Annotated in this window: 19 protein-coding genes and 3 tRNA genes; 13 read left to right on the top strand and 9 right to left on the bottom strand. The window is 53.0% G+C overall.

Annotated elements, in window-relative coordinates; translation table 11 throughout:
• Window positions 1–4: 4 nt before the first annotated feature.
• Window positions 5–589, bottom strand: coding sequence for an oligoribonuclease (locus tag FBF29_02555; GenBank protein ID QJU07570.1), 585 nt, complete (start codon window positions 587–589; stop codon window positions 5–7).
• 140 nt (window positions 590–729) lie between these two features.
• Complete coding sequence (locus FBF29_02550) at window positions 730–1161, bottom strand: hypothetical protein (GenBank protein ID QJU07569.1); 432 nt, start codon at window positions 1159–1161, stop codon at window positions 730–732.
• Window positions 1162–1324: 163 nt separating this feature from the next.
• Between FBF29_02550 and FBF29_02545 the strand changes: the two genes are divergently transcribed.
• A complete protein-coding gene (locus tag FBF29_02545; protein QJU07568.1) occupies window positions 1325–1798 on the top strand; it encodes a hypothetical protein in 474 nt (157 codons plus the stop codon).
• A 41-nt stretch (window positions 1799–1839) separates the two neighbouring features.
• Here FBF29_02545 and FBF29_02540 read toward each other — a convergent pair whose 3' ends face one another.
• The 3 genes from FBF29_02540 to FBF29_02530 form a co-directional block, all read right to left on the bottom strand.
• Window positions 1840–2310 (bottom strand): hypothetical protein, encoded by a 471-nt coding sequence (locus FBF29_02540; protein ID QJU07567.1) that lies wholly within the window; start codon window positions 2308–2310, stop codon window positions 1840–1842.
• A gap of 9 nt (window positions 2311–2319) precedes the next feature.
• Window positions 2320–2396 (bottom strand) — tRNA-Val (locus tag FBF29_02535).
• A gap of 14 nt (window positions 2397–2410) precedes the next feature.
• A tRNA-Leu gene (locus tag FBF29_02530) sits at window positions 2411–2495 on the bottom strand.
• 596 nt (window positions 2496–3091) lie between these two features.
• Here FBF29_02530 and FBF29_02525 point away from each other — a divergent pair.
• Together FBF29_02525 and FBF29_02520 are read left to right on the top strand one after the other, a co-directional pair.
• The gene (locus FBF29_02525; protein QJU07956.1) at window positions 3092–4240 is read left to right on the top strand and encodes a hypothetical protein; all 1149 of its coding nucleotides are present in this window, start codon (window positions 3092–3094) and stop codon (window positions 4238–4240) included.
• Between the two features lie 60 nt (window positions 4241–4300).
• A tRNA-Leu gene (locus tag FBF29_02520) sits at window positions 4301–4387 on the top strand.
• Between the two features lie 175 nt (window positions 4388–4562).
• Here the strand turns inward: FBF29_02520 and FBF29_02515 are convergent.
• Entirely contained in the window at window positions 4563–4880 is a 318-nt protein-coding gene (locus FBF29_02515; protein QJU07566.1) for a hypothetical protein, read from the bottom strand.
• A gap of 277 nt (window positions 4881–5157) precedes the next feature.
• Between FBF29_02515 and FBF29_02510 the strand changes: the two genes are divergently transcribed.
• The 5 genes from FBF29_02510 to FBF29_02490 all read left to right on the top strand — a co-directional run bounded on the left by FBF29_02510 (window position 5158) and on the right by FBF29_02490 (window position 10537).
• Window positions 5158–5685 carry an RNA methyltransferase gene (locus FBF29_02510; GenBank protein QJU07565.1) on the top strand — a complete coding sequence of 176 codons (528 nt, stop codon included), beginning with the start codon at window positions 5158–5160 and terminating at the stop codon, window positions 5683–5685.
• Between the two features lie 69 nt (window positions 5686–5754).
• Window positions 5755–7092 carry a histidine--tRNA ligase gene (locus tag FBF29_02505; protein QJU07564.1) on the top strand — a complete coding sequence of 446 codons (1338 nt, stop codon included), beginning with the start codon at window positions 5755–5757 and terminating at the stop codon, window positions 7090–7092.
• A gap of 26 nt (window positions 7093–7118) precedes the next feature.
• Entirely contained in the window at window positions 7119–8405 is a 1287-nt protein-coding gene (gene tig, locus FBF29_02500; protein ID QJU07563.1) for a trigger factor, read from the top strand.
• Between the two features lie 98 nt (window positions 8406–8503).
• Entirely contained in the window at window positions 8504–9886 is a 1383-nt protein-coding gene (locus tag FBF29_02495; protein ID QJU07562.1) for a twin-arginine translocation signal domain-containing protein, read from the top strand.
• 51 nt (window positions 9887–9937) lie between these two features.
• Window positions 9938–10537, top strand: a complete 600-nt coding sequence (locus FBF29_02490; GenBank protein QJU07561.1) for an ATP-dependent Clp protease proteolytic subunit — start codon at window positions 9938–9940, stop codon at window positions 10535–10537.
• Between the two features lie 30 nt (window positions 10538–10567).
• Here the strand turns inward: FBF29_02490 and FBF29_02485 are convergent, their stop codons facing one another.
• Both FBF29_02485 and FBF29_02480 read right to left on the bottom strand, forming a co-directional pair.
• Window positions 10568–11671, bottom strand: a complete 1104-nt coding sequence (locus FBF29_02485) for a hypothetical protein (protein QJU07560.1) — start codon at window positions 11669–11671, stop codon at window positions 10568–10570.
• 27 nt (window positions 11672–11698) lie between these two features.
• Complete coding sequence (locus FBF29_02480; GenBank protein ID QJU07559.1) at window positions 11699–12106, bottom strand: hypothetical protein; 408 nt, start codon at window positions 12104–12106, stop codon at window positions 11699–11701.
• A gap of 144 nt (window positions 12107–12250) precedes the next feature.
• Here FBF29_02480 and FBF29_02475 point away from each other — a divergent pair, with 144 nt between their 5' ends.
• Window positions 12251–13189 (top strand): thymidylate synthase, encoded by a 939-nt coding sequence (locus tag FBF29_02475; protein QJU07558.1) that lies wholly within the window; start codon window positions 12251–12253, stop codon window positions 13187–13189.
• A gap of 60 nt (window positions 13190–13249) precedes the next feature.
• Here FBF29_02475 and FBF29_02470 read toward each other — a convergent pair whose 3' ends face one another.
• Entirely contained in the window at window positions 13250–13747 is a 498-nt protein-coding gene (locus FBF29_02470) for a dihydrofolate reductase (protein ID QJU07557.1), read from the bottom strand.
• A 113-nt stretch (window positions 13748–13860) separates the two neighbouring features.
• On the opposite strand from FBF29_02470, the gene dcd reads away from it, so the two are divergent.
• From dcd to rpoC, 4 genes are all read left to right on the top strand, one after another.
• Complete coding sequence (gene dcd, locus FBF29_02465; protein ID QJU07556.1) at window positions 13861–14580, top strand: dCTP deaminase; 720 nt, start codon at window positions 13861–13863, stop codon at window positions 14578–14580.
• Window positions 14577–15239, top strand: a complete 663-nt coding sequence (tmk, locus tag FBF29_02460; GenBank protein QJU07555.1) for a dTMP kinase — start codon at window positions 14577–14579, stop codon at window positions 15237–15239. Before dcd ends, tmk begins: the two co-directional genes overlap by 4 nt.
• A 149-nt stretch (window positions 15240–15388) precedes the next feature.
• Complete coding sequence (locus FBF29_02455; protein ID QJU07554.1) at window positions 15389–18757, top strand: DNA-directed RNA polymerase subunit beta; 3369 nt, start codon at window positions 15389–15391, stop codon at window positions 18755–18757.
• 1 nt (window position 18758) lies between these two features.
• A complete protein-coding gene (rpoC, locus tag FBF29_02450) occupies window positions 18759–22607 on the top strand; it encodes a DNA-directed RNA polymerase subunit beta' (GenBank protein ID QJU07553.1) in 3849 nt (1282 codons plus the stop codon).
• Window positions 22608–22699: the final 92 nt, after the last annotated feature.

The raw sequence follows: 22699 nt of genomic DNA, 5'->3' as shown, positions 1-22699 counted from the left end.
TTATCTAAGCATCGTGTGACATTTCTCGCGGCATAAACCGCTCTTTGTACTTCCCAGCTAGCAGGATTGCCTCCCTCACATCGCCGAGCGCACGATGATTGTGGTGGTCGGTTCGTCGATATCGGCCCCGGCTCGTCCAAGCATCGGCCATTTCCTCGAGGCAACGCACGTCAAGTTGTCGGAATCCCAGACGCTCATACAGCGCGGGCATGCGCCTTGCGAGGATCTCGCGATCACATTGCAGATAATAGCCGCAGTGAATCAAAACAGCATTATTCGCGGTTTGCTGTAGCCAATTGAGTGCTTGCTTTTCGAGTGCGGACTCGTTGTATTTTGACGCGGAAATATCGTCCAGTAGACCATTTCGCGTGTGCATATCGACAACCGATTCGGGCATAAAATGTTCAGAGAAGCCATTAGGCTTGCAGGCTAAAGAAAACGGTTCGCCAATTTGCTTCAATTGGCGGTCGGTGATAATCGCCGCGACTTCAAGTATCCGCGCCGTATCAACATCGGTCGTCGTATACTCCAAATCCATCCAGACAAAGAGGCCGGGTGGAAGTGGGTCGTATTCGGTGTTGGTGTTCATGGTGATAGTATAACACTGGATTACGTTTGTGGTGGAGATGGAGGAGTCTCTAGGACTGTTACTGTGTGACAGACAGGTATACTCAAATGGTAGTAACCTCTTAAGTAACTCCTATTAATCAACTACTAGGGTCTGCTCGATCACTCAGTTTCTGGCGGGTCGATCCTGATGGCTTCAAAAAACTTACGACTCACCTTACGTCGATTCACCCCAGGTCGACGTTGAATAACGCGAATCATGTCTGCGCCAAGCTCTGGACCAAACCGAGCTAGCAAAGCACCCTCTGGGTCTGATCGTTGAAGCCTGATGTTTCTGGCTACTCCTCTGCAGGAAATTCTCATGTAGACGTCGCGATCTGGCGTTGTACCAAAGACTGTTACTTTCATGTCGCCCTTTGAATATACCGCCTTAACAGGGGGCTTTCGACCAGGTGAGCCATGCTTTGCCGTTTCTAAATCCTGCACTACCACTTCACGCCACTTCCTTGGAGCTCCATCCGTACCCGCCTTACTCTGCGACTGCTGATCTTCCAGCCATTCTTGCTCTGGTGATGAATGCCATTGTTCCTTCATACTGCTTTTTAATATAGCACAGGTATTCAAAAATTAGTAGGATGGGCTGGATTTGACCCACTCCACAGAGATGGTATCATATGACTATGCGGGGGATACTCTCTGGGAGTGTGTAATTTCGAAGACCCTGATTGATAAAACGGTTATATTGTAAGGAGGTCGTATGAAAATATCACAAATAGAAAAAGATCATGCGGCGGCATGTCTTAACCCTCAACCAAATAAGCCCTACGAAGAGCTTGTGGTTCTTCAGAGGTCAGATCGATCACGATCTATGGATGAAGGCAATGTGCTTGATTCGGATCCATCTTCAATAGAAGTAGAGGAACGGCATCTCTTGGATCTGCTAAGGCGTCAGGTTCAAGATTTGGTATACTCCCCGGGATCCATCAGCGCAAAGCAGACCGTACTGGGGGTGCTTGTTCATGGCATACCGATGACTCTTCTTGAGATTGCCTCATTGGCAAGAGGGGATATCCCCGAGATTCGACGTGACCTCAGTGTCTTGAGACAATTAGGGTTTGTCGAAGTAGACAGAAATCCGAAGGGCGAACTACTCTATCAGATAAGCCGACCCACGGAGAGCACACGTGCTGAACGGACTCGGGTGTTTATGGCAAAGCTCGCACTAGGCTGATCAAGGGTGTAGTTAATAGACCTCAATACGTGAAAGAACACTCACGCCCAAATTGGCGCCCCAGCCAGCCGTGTCCAGCCTTCATCGATGTTTATCCATTCTTCATCAGGCGGTGGGCCTTGTCCGACAGTGACGGTAGCTGCTGGCTCGACGTTGATTTGCAGTGGGATTGAGCCGAGATTAGTTTTGTGATGAGTCAGGCTGAGCGGCCCGTCAGGAATATATAGCTCTCGCTCAAATAAGTACTGGCCCCAGAGGATGCGAATAGTGTGCGGTTTGTTGGCGTTGCCAGTAGCAGGAGTAATTCGAATCCAAACCGGGCCCTTGTAGTCGTCTGGATGCTGACCGAATGTCCATGGCGCTGGGTGGCGGTTGAGGCGGTGAACGGTGTGTCGTGTTGCTGACTTAGACTCAGCCTGACTTTTCTCGAGACTGCCGAGCCGTCGGTCTATGCTATCAAGACGCTTGGTTATCTCGTTGAGGCGGCCATCTAAACTGTTGAATTTTTGCATAATACCAGATGGTGGGAAATACAGGGCTCGAACCTGTGACCTCACGAATGTGAATCGTGCGCTCTAGCCAACTGAGCTAATCTCCCATAAAATAAAACCTTGGTGCGGATGAAAGGACTTGAACCTTCACGCCGTGAGGCACATGCTCCTAAGGCATGCGTGTCTACCAATTCCACCACATCCGCATGGTTATTCGTTAAAGACGCGCAACCGTACGTTCAGGCGCATCTACCCCTCAATTATACATGACCCGCCGCGCCCAGGCAATACACTTTACGCTCCACCTCGACCGTGCTATCATGAAATTAACAGAAAAAGGGGGACTATGAATAAGGTTGCGACGTATTTGAATGAACATCTGACGGGTGAAGTGGTGACGCATGACGGTGCTTTGGCGGATGCGCAGCGGGACGGGAGCGTGCTTGCGCGCCGGCCGGAGCTGATCGCACGAGTAGCAGATACGAGTGATGTGCGCAAGATTTTGCGGTTTTGTTCGCAGCTGGCGGAGAAGGGCCACGTCTTGCCGGTGTATGCGCGCGGACACGGCACGGACGGTACGGGCGCGGCGATTGGGCGTGGCATTGCCATCGACATGTCGGCACATATGCATAACGTTGTCGGGATTGATGCCAAGCAGCAGCTGGTCCACCTCCAGTCGGGTATTTCTCACAGAGCGGCGCAAGCGGTGCTGTCAACGCATAAGGGTTTGGGCCTGCCGGAAATTTCATTGACGGGCGAGGACGGCACGATTGGTGGTGCGATTAGTACTGAAGCGGCTGGCATGCTGTCCTCGGCGTATGGTCTATTGAGCCAGTCGATTCACCAGATGGAAGTTGTCTTGTCAAGTGGCGATATCGTGCAGACCGGCCGGCTGTCAAAGCGCGAGCTGAGCAAGAAAAAGGGCCTGGCAACATTTGAGGGCGAATTATACCGTCAGCTGGATAATTTGATAACCGATAATGAAGCGCTGATCGCTCGGATTGATGCTAGCGCGCCAGAGATGGCCGGCTTTTCGAGTATCGCTCAGGTGCGGCAGCGCGACGGCTCGTTTGACCTCACGCCGCTGTTTGTCGGCGCTCAAGGCAGCCTCGGTATCATCGGCGAGCTAATCATGAAAGCTGACTTCATCCACCCAGAACTGACCGTGGTGAGCGCGGCGTATAGTTCAATGAATGCAGCGCAGGCGGCGGTTGACACAGCGCTCCAAGCGGGTGCCTCGACGGTCGAGCTGATCGACGGGCGGCTTTTCTCGCGGGCGGCGGCGCAGGGTAAAAAACTAGCGTGGGCGCCAAAAGAATGCTATCGCGGTGGCGTGGTAGTGGCGCTCTTTCACGCATTTTCAGACCGAGCGCGTAGCAAGGCCGCCAAGAAGTTACTGCGCGCGCTTCGTGGTGGTACAGCCGTGCAGGTTGAGCTACGCGACATGGAAATGAAAGAGGCGTTTACGCTGCATTCAGTGCTGACCTTGGCGGAGCATCCAACGGATGAGCACGGTGTCATGCCGCAGGTATTCTCGGGGATGTGGCTGCCGGGCGTGCAGCTGGACGGCTTTATCAAGTCGATGCGCGCACTCGAGAAAGAATATGGCGTGGCCATGCCGCTATTTATCGACGCGACGACTGGTATGATCAATAGCTATCCGGTATTCTCGAGCAAAAAGGTCAGTGACCGCCAGCGTATCCTCAAACTCTGCTCGGACATGGTGCGAATCGTGACTAGCCACGAAGGGTCGTTCGCAGGCTTTGGCGGCGAGGGTCGGCTCAAGGCGGCGTTTGTCCAGCCAACGCTCACACCGGAGGAACGTGACCTGTATGCAAAAATCAAGCACATCTTTGATCCAAAAGGCATCCTCGCGCCGGGTATCAAGACTGCTGTGCCGATGAAACAACTGGCAGAAGAATTAAATGCTTGGTGCCGGCTGGCGGGCTGAAACGGCTGGGCAAACTCCTTGCGGAGGAGCGGCCGGTCGTGTATAATACTCGGTAGTCACGCGGATGTGGCGGAATTGGTAGACGCGCTAGCTTCAGGTGCTAGTGTACGCAAGTACGTGAAGGTTCAAGTCCTTTCATCCGCACCAGAAATCATACGATGAGTCAGCGCTCATCGTTTTATATTGTTTGACTATAAAAACCGAGGATGTCTCCTCGGGGTATTATGCAGATATATGGTAAGCATGACAAGCAGACGGGATAGGGTTGCCTTAGGTGAGACAACGTGTGTTCCGCCGCTCACTTGTCATGCTTGGCCTGGTACTAAGTCAGGCCTTTGGCCTTGCGCAGCTCATTAATGAGCTGCGCTGCCGTCCCCGGGCCTCCGTTATCCCGGTCGTAGAGTCTGGGGTCCAGCTCTCGGTCGTTTGAGAAAAATACCTTCAACGGTCTCCCGAAGAGGTAATCGAAGGAGATGTTCCCACCCCTCCTCTTTTCTTCGTCGAGAAGCTCCTGCGCCATTTCGACGCTCAGCTCCTGGGGGCCATGAATGGCCGCGAGGATACCCATCCCAACGGGCCTGGAATTGTTAAAAAGCCTCGCGAGAACTTCTGCCGGTGAAATACCTTCGATGTTAACCATGTGAGTCATGGCATCTCTTTCTCCACATCTTTGGCGACATGCCATCCAATAACTGGACGTGTGCAATCCTATAACACACAAGATGAGGTTTCGCGCCTCTTGCCATAAAAGAAGCAAAATCTCACCTTGTGTCGTCTGCTTGTCAATGAACGCCTTTGGACAATAAGTCAAATTTATGTCAACAAAAGCTGATATATATATCACTTATATGAAAAAATGTCAATGATTTTTGTCAAGTTTTTCTGTTTTTTCATCCCCATTTGCTACAATAACAGAGATGCAAGATACGCGAAATGTGATTGACAAATTCAAGGGTCAGAGCGAGGCAGAAATCATGAAAGAGCTGGATGTCAAGGATCACGGCTTGGTGATTACTTTGGAGAACACCGAGCGGGATTTTAACATGGGGACGATTGTCAGGAGTGCTAATGCGTTTGGCGTACGGCAGATTTACGTCATCGGCAGGCGGCAATGGAACAAGCGCGGTGCCATGATGACGGATAAATATTTGCACGTACAGTATGTCGGTTCGACGGCGGAGTTTGTCGAGTTGATGAAGGCTGAAGGGAGAGAAATTATCGCGATTGACAATATCCCGGGCAGCGTCAATATGTCAGAGACGGCTTTGCCAAAGCGCGCGGTGCTGGTGTTTGGCCAAGAGGGTCCGGGAATCTCCGAGGAGATGGTGCAGGCGGCAGACAAGATAGTGGCTATTGAACAATTCGGCTCGACGCGTTCCATCAACGTCGGCGCGGCAGCGACTGTGGCTATGTATTGCTGGCTGCAGCAGCATGTGCTCGGTTGATACACTTCAAGCTCTCATTCGTCTTTATCATTGAAAAATTCGCCCCATTGTGCCACAATAAAAGCAACCATGAGCAATTTATCAACTCAGAGTTATAAGGGCGCGCGCGATTATTTCCCGGAGGATAAGCGCCTGCAAAACTATATCTTCAAGGTGTGGCACGCCACGGCGCAGAGTTTTGGGTACGAGGAATATGGCGCACCCTTGCTTGAGCCGCTGGATATTTACACCGCCAAGTCAGGGCAGGAGTTAGCGGGCGAGCAGACGTATCTATTCACCGATCGCGGTGGTCGCCAGGTGGCGATTCGCCCAGAGATGACGCCGTCGATTTCCCGCATGGTGGCCGGTCGGCGTCAGGAATTACCCATGCCAGCTCGGCTCTATTCTATCGCTAATTTTATGCGCTATGAGCGGCCGCAGCGTGGTCGGGAGCGCGAGTTTTGGCAATTGAACGCCGACCTGTTTGGTGCGGAGGGGCCGTGGGCGGACGCGGAGATTATCGAGTTTGGCTACCATAGCATCATGAACTTTGGTGCGCGCGAAGACATGTTTACGGTGCGGGTGAATAATCGCCAGTTGATCAATCAGTTGATGAGCGGGTTTCTCGGCCTTGATGTGATCGGCGCCCAGATGATGACGCGGCTACTTGATCGAAAGAATAAGATTTCGCCAGAAGCTTTCCGCGAGCAAGCCATCGAGATTTTCGGTTCAGAAGAGGCTAAGGCGGGCCTGCCAAAGTTGGCGCAGCTAATTAGCATGCGCAGTGTCGATGATCTGCCGGAGGAGTTGGCGGATAGCCCGAGTGTCCAGCAGCTTCGCCAGGTGATGACCCTGCTGCGCCAGAAAGGCATCGGCAATGCGATGTTTGACGTGACGCTGATGCGCGGGCTGGATTATTATACCGGTACGGTGTTTGAGTTTTTCGACAATTCGCCGGAGAATAATCGAGCGTTATTCGGCGGCGGGCGCTATGATGGGCTGGTCGGGCTATTTGGTGTCGAGCCGGTCGCCACAGTCGGCGTGGGGCTCGGTGCGACGACCATGCAACAGTTCCTCGAGGTGCACGAGTTACTACCAAAACTAACGACGCATACTGACGTGTATATCATCGCGGTGGATCCGGCGCTACTGGAGGGGGCCGATGCTCTAGCGCGGTCGCTGCGCAGCGAGGGAGTGCGGGCCGAGTTAGATTTCAGCGGGCGTAAACTAGACAAGCAGCTGAAAACCGCACTCAAAAAGAACATCCCATTCGTAGCGTTTGTCGGCGAAGAAGAGGTCGCTTCGGGTGTCTACACGATCAAAAACCTCATCGAGTCAACCGAACAAAAAGTTAGTCTCGAGCGAATGATCAGCGTGGTCAAAGATCGGCGCTATGACGGTGATGACGACGCGGCGTTTGAGATTTAGCGTCACCCCTGTTATAATAGGTAGTTATGAAGACTACCGTAAAGAAACTATCAGATACTAACGTTTGTTTGACAATTACGCTGGGGGCAGACGAGCTGAATACGGCCGAGCAGGTGGCGCTGACCAAGATGGCGCGCGACCTCAAGGTGCCGGGATTTCGTAAGGGTAAAGTGCCGGTCAGCGTGGCTGCTAAGCACGTCAATCCAATGGCGCTCCAGGAGCAGGTACTCGACAACGCCCTGTCCAAGGCGGTGGCTGAGGCCTTTATGAACGAGAAGCTGCAGGCGCTGGAGCGGCCGAGCGTTGAGGTCAAGAAATTTGTCCCCAATCAAGAGGTCGAGTTCACTGCCGAGGCGACCGTTGTGCCGCCGGTCAAGTTAGGCGATTACAAAAAGCTCAAGGCTAAGCCTCAGGCCGTCAAGGTTGAGACCAAGGACGTCGATGAAATCATCGAGCGGATGCAACAGAATTTTGTCGATAAGACCGAGGTCAAACGTGCGGCTCGAGAAGGTGATGAGGTGATCATTGACTTTGTTGGCAAGAAAGATGGCGTGGCGTTTGACGGCGGTTCGGCCAAGGATTTTGCCCTGAAGTTGGGTGGCGGTCAGTTCATCCCTGGCTTTGAAGAGGGTGTGGTTGGCCACAAGGCCGGCGAGACATTTGATCTTGACCTCGAATTTCCAAAGGATTACCACGCTGAAAATCTGGCCGGTGCCAAGGTGGTGTTTAGCGTAACGCTCCATAAAGTAAATGAGCTGAAGCTACCAGAACTCAATGATGAATTTGCCGCCAAGTGTGGCCCGTTCACCGATGTCAAAGAGCTCAAGGCCGACATCAAGCGCGAGATTACCGCGCAAAAAGAGCGCGAGGCCAAGGAAAAGCTCAAGGACGAGCTAGTGGCGGAACTAGCGGATAGCTCCAAGGTGGCACTACCAGAGCTATTGATCGACGATCAAATGCGGTCAATTGAACAAGATCTGATGCAGAATTTGTCATATCGCGGTCTGACAATGGACTCGTACCTAAAGGCGCAAGGTTTCAAAGATAAAGCCGATTGGCAGAAAAAAGAGGCTCGCCCGGCGGCCGAAAAGCGGGTCAAGGCTGGCCTGGTCTTGGCTGAGCTATCAAAGGAGCTGGGTGTAGAGGTTAGCCGCGAGGAGCTTGATAGGCAAATTTCCACCTTCAAGCAGCAATACGGCAAGGATGCCAAGCTGGCCGCCCGGTTCGATGATCCAAACGTCCACCGTGACATCGCCAATCGGATGATCACCGACAAGACGATCGACAAGCTGGTTGAGCTGAATAGTAAATAGCGACGACATAGCAATAAAATAATCTGAAGCAGGGGATGGCAAAAGGGTCGTCCCTGTTTTATTGACAAACCTACAATTAGCTGGTATAATGGCAAAATATGTGTGAATCCTCAAAGTCTGAGCGTCCAGAGTTGGAGTCTGGGCATCTCCAAGAGACAGACGGGAGCGACAAGAAGGTTAGCCGTCGCAGTTTTTTGGGAGGTATGGCGCTTGGTGCTGGATGCTTGGGCGCTGGAACTCTTATCGGTGAGGCTATAAAAAATCTAGGATCAGAACAAGGTCAAAATATACCGATACAGCGCAATAACGAGCGAAAAGCTCCGCCGCCGGGCTCGCTAAGTGTTGTCGTCGTGCAATTATTGCCAGAAAACGCCGAGCCTCATCAAGGCATTGAAAAAATTAGTTCTGGGGTACGAGATGCTCTTGGGCGTATCGCGCTAACGACTAGCCATCTATACCTTAATGTGCGGTTCACGCGGGATGGTCACTCGCCTGATACAACACGAATAACTGAGGACGGTAAACAACCTGCCTATGGTCAGCGTCTGCTTCAAGCGATTGGTCAGGCCCATGCTCGTAAAACGGAAAGTGATATGGCACTGGTTATCGTCGATTCTGCTGATACAGAAAAGGACTACTACGCTGGTCTAACCGTGTACGACGATAAATATCCTCCAGTTGCATTTGTGCGCGACGTGGGTGGCGTGTCCATTGGTACGATTGCACACGAATTAGGACATATGCTTGCTCCAGAGGGTGTCAAGCGCGGTCTTGGTCATGCCTGGGCCCTGCAGTCGTGGGTAAGACAAGATGGTGATAAGGAGGTAAAAGATTGGCGCCATAGTCCCCATGTTGCTCCTATTCAGGACATTATCGCCGCGGGGTATGGTCTGGAGAAGGATGACAGTGGAAAACCAAATCCCTATGCTTCACGATATAGCGTCATGGGAAATAGTGCATTATTTGATTCCATGGTAGATCCAACGATACCAATGTTCTCTTCCCCTGAGCTTGCCTTTCTCGATCCAACGCTGTCAATTCGCCATATCACAATGCCGTCAATGGGCACAGGCCAGATACCCATTAGCTACGGCGGGCCTGACCGAGCCGGTATTACTATAGACATCCCAGAGGATCATATACTACGCCAAATAGCTCCGAATGCAGATACACTTTTCATTGGCCCAATAGTCCGCTCAAAGCAGTGGAGTAACCCTATTGACCGGATGGGTGTCTTTGCGACATGGTCAGGAGGGCGTGATAGCGCCATATTAAATCCAAGTATATGGGATGAGAGTATTAAATATGGCGAGAATAGCTTTGAACATGTTGCGTATATTGATGAACAGCTCGGTATATTGGTCGCCGCTGGACAGCAATCGGGCCAGGTCTACGTCCGCTTAGTGCCGCTCCATACTGAGGAGGCGCAGGAGTTAATACGTGCGGGGCAAGAGCGGTTGATAAAAAGCCTCAATGTATAGGTTGATGGGCTATCCTTTACAGTAGCAGGCTCGGCTTATATAATATTGTGTATGCAGAAAACAACATCGTATCTCATCCCCACCGTCATCGAAAAGTCAGCCGACGGCGAGCGGGCGTTTGATATCTATTCGCGGCTGCTCAATGAGCGGATTATTTTCCTCGGCGAGGAGGTTAACGAGCATACTGCTAACAGCGTGGTGGCGCAGCTACTGCACCTGGCGTACGTTGATCCAGGGGCGGACATCTCGCTTTATATCAACAGTCCAGGCGGCAGCGTCTATGATGGTATGGCGATATATGACACCATGAATTTTATCAAACCGGACGTGGCGACCTATGGCATTGGTTTACAGGCCAGCATGGGTGCATTTCTGCTCAGTTCAGGCGCCAAAGGCAAGCGGTTTTGCTTGCCGCACGCCAAGGTGATGATCCATCAGCCGTCAAGCGGCACGCGCGGCAAGGTGACCGACATGGAAATTGACCTGAAGGAAACGCTAGAGGTGAAGGAGATGCTGGCCAAAATTATGGCCAAAAACACCGGCCAGAAACTCTCTAAAGTCAAGGCTGACATGGAGCGTGATTACTGGATGAGCCCAGATGAGGCTGTGCAGTACGGGTTGGTGGATAAGGTATTGAGTAAGCTAGCGTAGGATTTGACAGCTTTTATGGTGACTTCAGATCTATATTTCATAAATACCATCAAAACAGTTACCAGCACTATATAGTCCGGCCTGTCTCACGATTTCTCGCAAGTTATCTGGATTACGAGGCTGCTGGACGGCATCTGGCCATTCGTCGTTAACGCGCTGATATAACTCAAGTAGCTTTCCACCAAATTTTTTATTGACTAGTAGTTCTGCTTGATAACCGCGTCGCATGATTTCAGTTTGTCCTGTCAGGTAGTCCTTAAAGCTTGGATCAATCTCACTTAGCCGCATAGCCTGTCCGTCTATTGAAATAGCAGGATCAATTGACCGCGGCTTTAGCGGCGGTAGCCCGAGTGAAATACGGCCCATTTCCCGAGAGACTTCTTGTCTCGCTTTATCGTCCCTGGTAACTTCCACGTGTGGTGAAACGAGGCCAAACTCTTCTGAGGGGTGGCAATATGATCGCAGAGGATCGGGGAAGTCAGGGAACGATGAACTAACATTGGACAGTAAACAGCTTAAATCAAGCTGTCTGGCTGCAATGTATGTTTGGCGCTGATCAGAGGCGATAGTCTGCATCGTCCGAGACAATGCCCCACCGTCGCCAACCATAGACAAAGCAAACCGGAAATCTGAATCAATACCATATATCCGATCGCGTGGATGCACTGGATATCTTAGGTTAACACCATCGCTAAAGTAGCTCCCCAATAAAGCTCGCTTTACCGCTGTTTGTAGCAATTCTAGCTGGAGACGATGAACAGGTTGGCCCCAGTTTTCGGTTGGTAAAATACTATACCCAGCTGCAAATCGCCGCGCAAAATCTTCATTCGTCACCTCGAGCATATGCTGATCATTAATCCTAAAAAGTGACTGGGGATCTTGCAAGCTATATTCATGTAAATAGATATTAACAGCCTTGCCGGACCAGCGTAAAATTTCACGTAAACCGTAATCAACTCGGTCAACACATAAATCAGGTGATGGGCACTCTACCCAGTCGCTGATCTCTGGGAATACCGTCTCTTCAAGTGTTAATCCATATTCTTCCAGTAGAGTATCAATGCCAAATGTTTCCAGTAACTCCTGCAAATCCTGATCATGCAGGTCCTCTCCGCCTTGAATACCTTGAAACACCCAGTCACCCAGATGTGAAAAAGCGGTCTATCCGACATCAGAAAATAATGTCCTCAGCTCTAGAACAGTTCTTTGTCGGTCATCGAATCGATCATCACCCTCTGTCATCTTGCGAACAAATGCCAAACTCCCCCAGATATGCTGCCACCGGGAAAAATACGTCGTATTCGGTAAAGTTGCAAAGTGCGGCGGCAATGTTAACTGCTCGACCGCCTGAAGCCGGCGGAACAGCGGTGAGCGAGCTAACTCCATCAGTAGCGAATCATACGGCTGTCTATTGCCAATCTCGCAGTCCCCCCAGACAACATCATGGATCTGCATACTATCGCCATCAAGCTCATACACCGGCAATTGCAGTGCACCCATGACAAAATTATGTTGTCCTTCTGGGTCTTCTGGCAAAATATACTCCCTTATGGCAGTTCGCTGACGCATACTGTTTAGTATATAACTCCTGTGATGTAAATCAAAGCATAAGAACTGGTCATTAGCGTTATGAACCGTTGTTAAAACTACCGCCATTTTCGCTTGTGGTTATGCTGGGATATTGTCATAATTAAGAAAAGACGAGGAGGGGCTATGAGACAATATCTGAATACACTGCGGCAGGTTCGTGACAGCGGCGTGAAAAAAGGCGACCGCACTGGCACGGGCACGACGGAAGTGTTTGGCGTGCAAACGCGGTATGATTTGGTGGACGGCTTTCCAGCCATGACCACCAAGAAATTATATTTCAACAGCGTGGCACATGAACTGTTATGGTTTCTCAAAGGCACGGGTAACATTGAATATCTGGCGCAAAACGGCGTACACATTTGGGACGAGTGGCCGTATAAGAATTATTTGGAAAAAACCAGTCAGGATATTCCAGAGATCAACGGCAACGAGTGGCGCGCTGGCATGAAAGCGTTTATTAAAAAAATTGCGACCGACCACGCGTTCGCTGAGAAGTGGGGTAACTTGGGCCCGGTGTACGGCGTGCAGTGGCGGAAATGGCCAGACGGCAAGGGCGGGACGATTGACCAAATCCAAAACGCCATCGACATGATAAAACATAATCCGACGTCGCGGCGCAACATCGTCAGTGCCTGGAACGTGGCGGAAATTGACGACATCGCCCGAGCCGGTGGATTGCCGCCATGCCATACTATGTTCCAGTTCAATGTGCGGCCGGGTGAAAATGGCGAGAAAGATAAGCTGGATTTGGCGCTGACCCAGCGTTCGGCGGACATGTTCCTGGGCGTGCCGTTTAATATCGCCAGCTACTCCCTGCTGCTGTCGATGATCGCTCAGGTGACAGATAAACAGCCGGGTGAATTCGTCCATACCCTAAATAGTGCGCATATTTATACCAATCACCGCACGCAGGTTGATGAGCAGTTATCGCGCCGTCCGCTACCGCTGCCAAAACTGTGGCTGAATCCAGATATTAAGAATATCGACGATTTCACCATTGATGATATTCGCCTGGATAATTACGAGCATCACCCACCGATCAAGGCGCCGATTGCGGTGTAGCGTGTTCGGACAATTTGTTGGCGTACTAAATTATCCAAAGGTGTTTGGAGTTGATCCCAGCTAAATTATCCGACGATACATCACAAAATCAAAGTCATACTTATTCTCGGTGTCCGCGGGATGATGGACGCGGTTCACTTCTTGCCAGGTGGTCATGTCAATCTCTGGGAAAAAGGTGTCGGCATCCGGGAATGACGCGTCAACCTCGGTGGCGTAAATGGTGTCAATCTCTGGTGTGTTCAGCGCATCGCCATACACCTGCGCGCCGCCAATGATAAATACCGGGTAGCGCGACAGCGCCAGAGCGCTCGGCAGATTCATGGCGGTCAGCACGTCCTTGACGCCGGTCGGCCGCGAGGAAATAACGATGTTTTCGCGCTCCGGCAGCGGACGACGGCCAATTGACTCAAAGGTTTTTCGGCCCATAATGACGTCGCTACCTTTGGTTAGCCGCTTGAACTGCGCTAGATCCGCCAGTAAGCTCCGCCCCCACGGCAAATCACCACCTTGGCCGATAGCACGGTTGGTATCATAGGCAACGATGATGGCTTTCTCCATAACCCCAGTCTAGCATGATGTAAAATTTACGAAAAGCTTGCCCGAGCGGGCAAATATTGCCATAATAGAATCACTCGGGGGAGTGAGGTAAGATAAACAAGAGGAGGCGCGGCATGAGCGTGTATTCAAACCGGGAAATTTTGGCGGCGATCGAGGAGGGGACGATTGTCTGTACGCCGTTTACTCCGGACAATGTGTCCGAAGCCAGCCTGGATTTTACGCTGGGGCATTATTTTTATAAGCAGGAATTTGATGATCAGTCAAGCGTTTATAATCCATTTGACGAAGCGGAGGTGGCGCGGTATTTCAAGGGGCCGCTGATGGCGATACCACATGCCGAGTGGTGCGAACATAACGGCTTTACGCGGTTTCGTAATATTCCGGATGAGCATCCGATCATTGTACTGCGTCCTGGCGAGCGGATTTTGGCGCATACCCATGAGTTCGTGGGCATTCGGGCGCATGGCGGCGCGGCTGAGGTGAAGAGCCGCAGCTCGTGGGGCCGTAATGGTGTGGCGGTGTGTTTTGACGCGGGTTGGATCGACCCGGGTTATATCAATCGGATTACGCTCGAGATTTACAATTTGAACAAGCATGAAAGCGTGGTACTGCCAGTTGGCGAGCGCATCGGGCAATTAATTTTCCACCATACCGGGCCGGTTGATGGTGGCTATGCTGACGGGCGTGGCGGCATGAGCGGCAAGTATCAGCACACCGACGACCTCGCTGAGCTTATCCATAGTTGGCGGCCAGAAACGATGCTGCCGCGGGCGTTCAAGGATCGGCGTCATGCTCCGGCGATTATTAATGGCCTAGGCGAGGGTATCAAATGAACCGTCCCGGTCGATACATCGTCATCGAAGGCAACGACGGCACGGGCAAGTCAACCCAAGTAGCCATGCTGGCGGATTATTTTCAGGCGCGCGGCCGCGTCGTGTGTGTGGTCGAAGAGCCAGGCAGCGACGATCCAGAAAAGTCGACGCCGGTAGCCAATGAACTGAGGCGCATCGTTAAGAATGGCGACCTAGTACGTTCCAGTGAAATTAACCTAGCGTTGTTCTCAGCGGCGCGGCGGGAGTTGTGGCGCGAAAAGATTCAGCCAGCTCTGCAGCGCGGCGAGATCGTCCTCAGCGCGCGTAATTACATCTCGACACTGGCTTATCAGGGCTATGGCGATGGGCTGGATACGGAGGAGATCATGCGGATGACAAAGTTATTTACCGATGTGCGATATCTGCAGCCGGACGCGATGGTGGTCTTGACGCTCAGCGACACCCAGCGCCAGCAGCGCATCGCGGAGCGCGGGCGCATCACTCATCCTGATACATTTGAGTCGCGTGAGCAGTCGTTTCAGGACAGAGTTAACCACGCCTATGAGGCCATCGCCGCCGAGCGAAATATCCCGCTATTGTCAGCCACCGGCACGCCGAAGGAAGTGCACGAGTGGATTCTTGATAGCATTCGTGCCACAGGTACCGGCATAATTCGTTGATTTTCTCTTGCAATTCGTCGCCCCATGCGTCATAATGTGTCACAGTGAAGTAGTGTAGTTTTAGCGAGGGGCGAGCTTGATGGGCGGGCAAACCTCGGGCTCGTGCTGAGACTAAGAGATCTTCCGGCCGTGATCACCAATTATAATCAATGCGAGGAGTAACGCCTGTGGCTCAACAGACCACTCGTGGCGCGCGCGTCTTTTTCACTGGAACAGACAGTGCGATCGCCATGCCAAATCTCATCGCTCACCAAGAGGACTCGTGGCGCTGGTTCGTCGAGGATGGTTTGAGCGAAATCTTTTCAGAAATTAACCCAATTGACGACTACACTGGTCAGAAGTTGGCGCTGCGGTTCGGCAGTTATCATTTTGATGAGCCAAAGACCACCGATCAGTTTGCCAAGGAAAACAATTTGACGTTTGAAGCGCCACTGCACGCAACCGTTGAATTGACTAACAAAGTCACGGGTGAAGTCAAGGAGCAGGAAATCTACCTCGGCGATTATCCATGGATGACTGAGCGCGGCACCTTTATCATCAACGGTACGGAGCGCGTGGTGGTTAGCCAGTTGATCCGCTCGGCCGGTGTGTTCTTTACCGCTGACACCGTGGCTGGTCGTAACTATTACGGTGCCAAGATGATCCCAGGTCGTGGTGCCTGGCTGGAGTTTGAAACGGCGACTAATGGCACGATTTACGTCAAGATTGACCGCCGCCGTAAATTGCCAGTGACGACATTGCTGCGGGCTTTGGGTCATCCAAAAACTTCGGAAATTCGCGAACTGTTTGCCGACATTGATACGGGCGAGACCAGCTACATTCAGGAAACGCTCGAGAAAGATACTGCGCGTGGCGCCAATGAAGCGCTGATCGAAGTCTATCGTCGCCTGCGGCCGGGCGACTTGGCGACAGTTGATAATGCGCGCCAGATGATTGAGCGAATGTTCTTTGATTTCAAGCGATTTGATTATAGTCGAGTTGGCCGGTACAAGATGAACCAGCGCCTGGGTCTCGACGTTGCTAACACCGCTGAGAATCGTATCTTCCAGATGAGCGACCTAGTGGCCATCATCCGCGAGATTATTCGCCTCAACAACACCCAGGAGCCAGCTGATGACATCGATGCGCTGAGTAATCGCCGCGTCAAGTTAGTCGGCGAGCTGATTGCCCGTCAGTTCCGCGTCGGTATGCTCAGGATGCAGCGCAACGCCATGGACCGGATGAGCGTGGCCGATATGGAGAACGTCACGCCGAGCCAATTGATCAATGCGCGGCCAGTGGTAGCAGCAGTGCGCGAGTTCTTTACCAGCTCGCAGCTGAGTCAGCTCCTTGATGAGGTTAATCCACTGTCCGAGCTCAGCCACAAGCGCCGATTGAGCTCGATGGGCCCTGGTGGTCTGAGTCGTGAGCGCGCTGGATTTGACGTGCGCGACGCTCACCCAACGCACTACGGCCGCATCTGTTCGGTGGAGACGCCAGAGGGTGCCAACGTTGGTCTGGTGCTGAACTTGGCTACCTACGCGCGGGTCAATGAGTATGGCTTTATCGAGACGCCGTACCTGCGCGTCACTGATGGTCGGGTGACAGACGAAGTGGTCTATCTGGATGCCGCTCAGGAAGCCAGCGAAGTTATCGCTGATGCCGGGGCGCGCTTGAATGATGACAAGTCGTTCACCGACAGCCGCGTCAGCGCCCGCAAATTCCTCCAGCCAGGTCAGGTTGACGTCGAAGAAGTTACCTTTATGGACGCTGCTCACAAGCAGATCCTCGGCTCGACGGCGGCGCTGGTGCCATTTATTGAGAAAACCCGTGTTGACCGCGCCTTGACCGGCTCGAACATGCAGCGCCAAGCAGTGCCGCTGCTCACGCCAGAGCCAGCGGTTGTTGGTACTGGCATTGAGCAGGCGGTGGCCGAGAATAGTGGCCACCTGATCCAGGCCGAGGCTGATGGCGAAGTGGTGCGGGCTGACGCTGACGAAATTCATGTCAAGTACGCTGATGGCGTCAAGGTCTATACGCTACGGCACTTTGTCAAGAATAATGACGATCGCTGCTACAACCAAAAGGTTCGCGTAGCCCGTGGCGATACGGTCAAGCAAGGCGACATCCTCGTCGAGGGTGCGTCGATTGCCGAGGGCGAGATCGCGCTGGGACGGAACCTGACGGTGGCCTTTATGCCGTGGGGCGGCTACAACATGGAGGACGCGATTATCCTCAGCCGCCGCTTGGTGGAGGACGATCGCTTGACCAGTATTAACATCAAGGATTATAACGTGGAGGTTCGCGAGACCAAGCTCGGCCCAGAGATCGTCACCCGCGACATTCCGAATGTGTCGGAGGATAGTCTGCGCCACCTTGATGAAAACGGTATCGTGCAAATCGGTTCTGAGGTCAAGGCCGGTGACGTGCTGGTCGGTAAGATTACACCAAAGGGCGAGCAGGAACTCAGCTCTGAGGAGCGTCTGCTGCGCGCCATCTTTGGTGAAAAAGCCAAGGACGTGCGCGATACCTCGCAGCGCATGAACAATGCTGGTGGCGGCAAGGTCGTCGGTGTCAAGATCTTTAGCCGCGAGAATGGCCACGAGCTCAAGGCCGGCGTGTTGATGCAAATCCAAATCTTTGTGGCACAGATGCGCAAAATTGGCGTCGGTGACAAGATGGCCGGCCGCTTCGGTAACAAGGGTGTGGTCGCACGGGTACTGCCGGTCGAGGATATGCCATTCATGGAGGATGGTACACCAGTTGACGTGATCTTAAACCCGCTGGGTGTGCCGAGCCGCATGAACCTCGGTCAGCTGTTTGAAACGCACCTCGGTATGGCAGCAAAGGCCTTGGGCTACCGCGTGGCAACCCCATCGTTTGATGGTGTGCCGTCAGCGACGATTTCTGATGAATTAGAAAAAGCAGGATTTGCCCGCGATGGTAAATCACAACTCTTTGATGGTCGCACCGGTGAGGCGTTCGAGGAACGTACCACAGTTGGTGTCATGCACATGATCAAATTGCACCACATGGTGTCTGACAAGATTCACGCTCGTTCAACTGGCCCGTACACCATGGTCACCCAGCAGCCACTCGGTGGTAAAGCGCAAAACGGTGGTCAGCGCTTCGGCGAGATGGAGGTCTGGGCATTGGAGGCCTACGGTGCCGCTGCAACCTTGCAGGAAATGCTAACCATCAAGTCTGACGACGTCTATGGCCGTGCCAAGGCCTACGAGTCTATCATCAAGGACGAACCAATCGTCGGGCCGAAACTGCCAGAATCCTTCAACGTGCTCGTCAAGGAACTGCAGGGCTTGGGCCTTCGGGTTGACCTGCTTGATGAGGGTGGCGTGGTTGACGCTGAGCATGTCATTGCTTCAAGCGGCCCAGCTGATAAGACTGTGCCACAAGCCGTAAGCGACGACGATGACGACGACCAAGTTTACTTAGACGAATCAGACGACATCGGCGACATCGAGGCCGGCATGAGCGTACAAGATATTGACGAAGTAGAAGAAATAAAGGAGGAGGCGTAAGATGGCGCAATATTCATTTAACGCGACCGGAATTAGCGATTTTGATGCGGTGCGCCTAGCGGTGGCCAGCGCCGAGGACATCCTAAAGTGGAGTCACGGCGAGGTTCTCAAGCCAGAGACGATCAATTATCGCACCCAAAAGCCAGAGCGCGACGGCTTGTTCTGCGAGCGAATTTTCGGTCCAGTTAAGGACATCAATCCACACGATTCCAAGCTCAAGGGCGTGCGTTCACGCGAGGCCGCCGTCGATAAAAACGGCGAGCTCGTCACCAAATCGATCGTTCGCCGCGAGCGCATGGGCCACATTCAACTGGCCGCGCCAGTGGCGCACATCTGGTTTATGCGCGGCACGCCGAGCGCCATGAGTCAATTGCTCGGCATGACGGTTCGTAGCTTGGAGCGGATCGCCTACTTTGCGATCTATGTCATTCTCAAGGTTGATGAGATCACCCGCGACCAATACCTGGCGGATCTGGAGGCCGAGACTGAAGCTGGTCGGATGGCGATCAAGATGCGCTACGAGCAGCTCGCGGAAGCTGACGGCGCTGACATCAAGCAGCTAGCGAAGGAACAAAGCCGCGAGGTTGAGGAACTTAACGACAAGTACACCACAAAGAAATCACAGCTCGAGAGCCTCACCAAGGGTGCGCTGATCTCAGAGACGGATTACCGCAACTTGCCAGAGGAGTACGATGAGCTGATCGAGGTCGGCATGGGTGCCAGTGCGCTCAAGGCGCTGCTGGATGAAATTGATCTGTCAGAACTGATCGCCCAGCTGAGCGAGGAAGCCGAACACGCCAAGGGTCAGCGCGAGAAGAAACTGCTCAAGCGCCTGAAGATGCTCGAGAGCATGCAGGCTGCCGGTATTAAGCCATCCAGCCTCTGCCTGACGGTACTGCCAGTCATCCCACCGGACCTCCGTCCAATGGTCGCCCTCAGTGGTGGTCGGTTTGCAACGTCTGATTTGAATGATCTGTATCGCCGCATTATCAACCGCAATAATCGCCTGAAAAAACTGGTCGAGCTCAATGCGCCAGAAGTGATTCAGCGCAATGAAAAGCGCATGTTGCAGGAAGCCGTCGACGCCTTGATCGACAACGCAGCAGCGCGCGGTGGTCGGGCAGTCAGCTCGACTGGCAGCCGTCGTCGCCTCAAGTCAATCAGCGATATGCTCAAAGGTAAGCAAGGCCGCTTCCGCCAGAACCTGCTCGGTAAACGCGTCGATTACTCTGGTCGCTCGGTCATTGTCGTCGGCCCGAAGCTAAAGATCAATCAGTGCGGTCTGCCAAAACAAATGGCGCTTGAGCTATTCAAGCCGTTTGTCATCAGCTGGCTGATCAAGGGCGAATTTGCCCACAACATCCGCTCGGCGACTCGCTTGATCGAGTCGGGTGAAGCGGTCGTGTGGGATGCACTTGACGAGGCGATCAAGGGCAAGTACGTGCTGCTCAACCGCGCACCGAGCTTGCACCGCTTGTCAATTCAATCCTTCCAGCCAGTTCTCGTCGAGGGTAAGGCGATTCAGCTCCATCCGCTGGTCTGTGCTGGTTTTAACGCCGACTTTGATGGTGACCAGATGGCCGTGCACCTGCCACTTTCCGAGGAAGCGCAGGCCGAAGCTCGCGAGCTGATGAGCGCTACTAACAACCTATTGAAGCCTGCCGACGGTGCGCCGGTGCTGCACATCTCGCAGGACATCGTGCTCGGTAATTACTACCTGACGTATGACAAGCCGCAGGCGCAGACTGATAATGTCAAGGCATTTAGCTCGGTCTACGAGGCGGAACTGGCGTACGACAAGGGTGCTATCCAGCTGCAAACGCCAATTCGCATCTATGCTAAGGGCAAGCTGCGCCAGACAACCTTGGGCCGGGTCTTCTTTAACGAGATTTTGCCAGAGGACTTCCCGTACGACAACAATGTTCAGACCAAGAAGCAGTTGAAGAAAGTATTGGCGCAGATCTTCAACAAGTACGGCGCCGAGGAAACTGCCAAGATCGCCGACCGCATGAAGGGCCAGGCCTTCCGCTTCGCGACAACTGCGGCCGTGTCAACCGGTATGACCGACTATGTGCACTTTGATGAGATCGCTGAGTTCGTGGCTGAGGGCGACGCCAAGGCGGCCTTGATTTCTGAGCAATTCGACCAAGGTTTGATCACTGAGGATGAGCGCTACAACTTGACGGTCAATGCCTGGCGAAATGTGGACAATAAGATTACGACCTTCCTCCAGGATCAGCTGGCACATATGGACACCAGTATCTCGATGATGGTCAATTCTGGTGCTCGTGGTGATATCTCCAACGTCAAGCTCGCCAGCGCCATGATCGGTATCCAGGTCGACGCTGCTAACCGCGAGATCGAGCTGCCAATCCGTAGTTCGTACACTGGTGGTCTATCCAGCCTGGAGGCCTTCGTGGCGACCCGTGGTGCGCGTAAGGGTCTGATCGACACCGCGCTGAAGACCGCTGACTCAGGTTACCTGACACGCCGGTTGGTTGATGTGGCACAGGACGTCTTTACGGTTGAGGACGCTGAAGGTGACGACGAGGGCTATGCAATCTACCGTTCAGAAACCGAGGAAACGATGATCGACTTCTCGAACCGCTTGGCTGGCCGGTATGCCGCTGAGACGATTCCAGGTCACGTCAACAAGGACGAATTGATCACTCGGGAAATCGCTGACTCAATTGATGACGATGAAAGCGTCCAAAGTGTCAAGATTCAATCAGTCTTGTCGACCAACAACCTCAACGGCATCCCGCAGCGCAGCTACGGTGTTGATATGTCAACTGGTAAATTGGTTGATAAGCATCAGCCAGTCGGTGTTATCGCGGCTCAGTCAGTTGGTGAGCCAGGTACTCAGCTGACTTTGCGCACCTTCCACAACTCCGGTGTGGCTGGTGGTGACATCACCCAGGGTCTGCCGCGTGTCGAAGAATTGTTCGAGGCGCGCACACCAAAGGGTCAGGCGTTTGTTACGGAAATTGCCGGGTTAGTTGACGTTTGGGAGGATGGCAAGAAATACATCGTCCAAGTCACGCCAGAATCTGGTAAAGTTGAGCGTCTGCCGCTAGACGGCCGAACCATCATGGTCAAATCCGGTTCCAGCGTCAAGGCCGGCGACGTGCTAGCAACTGGCGAAGATGACACTCGTCCGCTGGTCGCACCATTTGACGGCGTAGTTGAAGCGGCGGAAGACACCTTGGTGATCGCCGCTGAAGCTGGCGCACCGGCTCGCTACGAAATCCCAGGCACCATGCAGCTGGTCGTTAAGGCTAATGACGTTGTCGAGGCTGGTGACCGCTTGACGGCTGGTTCATTGAACCTGCACGACTTGATGCGCCTCAAGGGAGTCGAAGCCACACAGCGCTACATCATCAACGAAGTGTTGCGTATTTACGCCGCTCAGGGTCAAGACGTGGCCGACAAGCACCTGGAGATCATCGTTCGCCAGATGTTCAGTCGCGTCCAAATCGAAGATGCGGGCGATAGCGACTTCGTGACCGGTGACATCGTCTCCAAGGCTGCGGTGGTGAACACCAACAAGCAACTAGCTGCTGAGGGCAAGAACCTCATCAGCTACACTCAGTTGCTGCTCGGTATCACCAAGGTGTCCATCTGGAGCGACTCATGGCTATCTGCTGCGTCCTTCCAGGACACCACTCGCGTGCTGATCAACGCTGCCGTATCTGGCCGCGCTGACCACTTGCATGGCCTCAAGGAAAACGTCATCATCGGCCGCAAGATCCCAGTAGGAACGGGCGCTGTCGAAGAGATGGAAACCGACGAGCCAAGCGAGGATGAGTTCGCCGACAATCAGGAAGAGGAATTAGTCGTGGCTGTATAAGCCAGCTAGCTTTCTTTCTCAGAAAACCGCTCCGATGGATAGGGGGCGGTTTTCTACTGTATTCAGTAGTGATAGACTGGTTATATAGATTG

The sequence above is a fragment of the Candidatus Saccharibacteria bacterium oral taxon 488 genome (assembly GCA_013099015.1).
GTDB lineage: Bacteria > Patescibacteriota > Saccharimonadia > Saccharimonadales > Saccharimonadaceae > Nanosynbacter.
The sequence above is the reverse complement of the archived record's forward strand: the minus strand, read 5'-3'. Positions and strand labels throughout refer to the sequence as shown.